Origin of the sequence: Melaminivora alkalimesophila, assembly GCF_000282995.1 — a bacterium.
GTDB classification, from domain to species: Bacteria; Pseudomonadota; Gammaproteobacteria; order Burkholderiales; family Burkholderiaceae_C; genus Melaminivora; species Melaminivora alkalimesophila.
In genome coordinates, this window is the sequence record NZ_ALEE01000049.1 from 1 (window position 1) to 2,600 (window position 2,600).

Here is a 2,600-nt window from a genome sequence, read left to right on the forward strand (position 1 = left end):
GCGCGGCGGGCGCGCTCGGCCAGGCCCTTGAGGCCGAAGGAGCGCGGCTTCCTGAGCATCTCCGGCGCGATGCCGCAGCCGTCGTCGCTCACTTCCAGCGTCAACACGCCCTCGTGGTCCGACAGCTCGATGCGCACCTGGCGCGCCTGCGCGTACTTGTGAACGTTGGTCAGCGCCTCCTGGGCGGTGCGGTAGGCCACCAACTGCAGCGCCGGCGGCACCTGCGCCAGCGCCCGTCCCTGGCAGGTCACGCGCACGGGAATGTGCGTGCGCCGCTCGAAGGTCTCGGCCAGCCACTGCACGGCCGCCGCCAGGCCCTGGTCGAGCACGGGCGGGCGCAGGTCGAGCATGATGCGCTGGCTGGCGTCGATGGCGTGCTGCAGCATCTCGGTGGCGGTGCCCGCGTGCTCGCGCAGGGGGCCTTCCGGCGCATGGCGGCAGATCCAGGCCAGGTCGAACTTCACGGCCGTGAGCGCGCCGCCGATGTCGTCGTGGATCTCGCGCGCGATGGCCGCGCGCTCCTCCTCGATCGAGGTCTGCAGGTGCTCGGCCAGCGCCGCCAGGCGCTGCTCGGATTCCGCCAGCTCGGCCGTGGCCTGCTCGCGCGCGCGCCGCGCCTCGGCCACCTCGATGGCGCGCTCGATGACGTGCGGCAGGCGCGTCATGTCGTCCTTGAGCAGGTAGTCGGCGAAACCCAGTCGCATGGCATCCACCGCCGCCGCCTCGCCGATGGCGCCCGACAGCAGCACGAAGGGCGGATGGCCCGGGCGGCCGTCCACCAGGCGCCAGGCGTCGATGGCGGTGAAGCCGGGCAGGCGGTAGTCCGCCAGGATCACGTCGAACGGTTCACGGTCCAGCCAGCCACTGAAGTCCTCGAGCGTATCGGCGCGCCGCACCTCGCAATCCATGCGCGCGCGCCGGAGCGTGCGCAGCACCAGCGCGTGGTCGGCGTCGGAGTCCTCGAGATGCAGCACGCGCACGGGTCTTTTTGGAGGGTCGGTATCGGCAGGGTTGGGTATCATGGGATACATATTGGAACAATCGGGGGCAAGTGCCCGTCTCCGGGGGCGTCTCCGGCCCCGGCTTCGGGGATTTGGCAAGTGGTTGTCGGCACGGCGCCGGCACCGATGGAGAGACGATGCAATCCATGCACAACACACCACCCGGGCCTGCGGTGCAGTTGCCCGTGCTGGTCGCGGCCGAGCTGCAGGATTCCCTGCTGATGGCCCTGCATGACCTGCAGCGGCTGGAAGGGCTGCTCAACCACGCCACCGACAACCTGCTGGCGCGTTTCGACGAGGCGCAGGCATCGCTGGCCCGCCCCGAGGGCCCGGCGGCGCCGGAGGCCCTGCGCGAAGCGCTGCGCGGCGCGGTCACCGAGCTGCAGTTCCATGACATGGCCACGCAGCTCATCGCTCACACCAGCCGCGTGCTGCAGGCCTGTGCCTTCAGCCTCGCCTCGGAGGTCATGGGAGACAGTGCCGAGGAAGCGGCCGCGCCGGTGGAGGGCTTGGCCCCGGGCCGGCCCAACCCCGTCACCCAGAGCGAAATGCAGGCCGGCTCCGTGGAGCTGTTTTGAGCCCCCACAGGCGGGCCACAATCGAATCGAACCATCCAGGTTTTTCCAGACTGAATCCGTTGGAGCCACACATGCAGTCCATTCTCGCGGTCGACGACTCTCCCTCCATGCGCAAGATGGTGTCCTTCACGCTCACCGGCGCCGGCTACCACGTGGTGGAGGCCGTCGATGGGCAGGACGCGCTGGAGAAGGCCGAGACGCACGACATCCACCTGGTGCTGGCCGACCAGAACATGCCGCGCCTGGATGGCATCGGCCTGACGCGCAAGCTGCGCGAGCACCCGCGCTTCAAGACGACGCCGATCCTGATCCTCACCACCGAATCCAGCGACCAGATGAAGCAGGCCGGCCGCAGCGCCGGAGCCACCGGCTGGCTGGTCAAGCCCTTCGATCCGGTGCGCCTGATCGAGGTCATCCAGAAGGTCATCCGCTGAGGACGGCGGTAGGCGCGCCCCCACACGGACAGGCAGCTCACACAGGAAAACGGTCACCATGGCGGACATCCACCAAAGCGGCGCAGGCGCAGACTTCGACCTGAGCCAGTTCTACCAGATCTTCTTCGAGGAGGCGGCGGAAAACCTCGACCAGATGGAGCAGATGCTGCTGGACCTGGACGTCGAGGCCGCCAACGACGAGGAGCTCAACGGCATTTTCCGCTGCGCCCACTCCATCAAGGGCGGAGCCGCGACCTTCGGGTTCTCCGACGTGGCCGAGCTCACGCACCACATGGAGTCGCTGCTCGACCGCCTGCGGCGCCACGAGCTGCAGCTGATCCCGCAGATGATCGACGTGCTGTTGGAGTCGGCCGACACTTCGCGCAGCCTGCTGGCGCGCCACCAGGCCGGAGGCGAGGGCGAGGCGGCCTCCACGCATGAACTGGTGCGCCACATCAGCGAGCTGGCGGCAGGTGGCGGCGCGGCGCCGGCGGCTCCCGTCGCGCCCCCCGCCCCCGCGGCTCCCGAGCCCGCAGCGGTGGCGGTCGCAGCGCCTGCACCGGCGCCGACGCCGGCGGCCTCCGCGC

The 2,600-nt window shown here is 70.0% G+C and carries 4 protein-coding genes; 3 read left to right on the forward strand and 1 reads right to left on the reverse strand.

The genetic code is table 11. From position 1 onward, the window contains the following. A partial coding sequence (locus A612_RS00485; RefSeq protein ID WP_040435329.1) for a hybrid sensor histidine kinase/response regulator occupies window positions 1-1,022 on the reverse strand: 1,022 nt, incomplete at its 3' end. A 116-nt stretch (window positions 1,023-1,138) separates the two neighbouring features. Between A612_RS00485 and A612_RS00490 the strand changes: the two genes are divergently transcribed. The 3 genes from A612_RS00490 to A612_RS00500 form a co-directional block, all read left to right on the forward strand. Further along, the gene (locus A612_RS00490; RefSeq protein ID WP_019372663.1) at window positions 1,139-1,579 is read left to right on the forward strand and encodes a hypothetical protein; all 441 of its coding nucleotides are present in this window, start codon (window positions 1,139-1,141) and stop codon (window positions 1,577-1,579) included. Window positions 1,580-1,650: 71 nt separating this feature from the next. Then, a complete protein-coding gene (locus A612_RS00495; RefSeq protein WP_019372664.1) occupies window positions 1,651-2,013 on the forward strand; it encodes a response regulator in 363 nt (120 codons plus the stop codon). 58 nt (window positions 2,014-2,071) lie between these two features. Beyond that, a partial coding sequence (locus A612_RS00500; RefSeq protein ID WP_040435326.1) for an Hpt domain-containing protein occupies window positions 2,072-2,600 on the forward strand: 529 nt, incomplete at its 3' end.

Bases quoted from the DNA above. Each gene is read 5' to 3' on its own strand.
- A612_RS00490 (WP_019372663.1), top strand. From the start codon at position 1,139: ATGCAATCCATGCACAACACACCACCCGGGCCTGCGGTGCAGTTGCCC.
- A612_RS00495 (WP_019372664.1), top strand. From the start codon at position 1,651: ATGCAGTCCATTCTCGCGGTCGACGACTCTCCCTCCATGCGCAAGATG.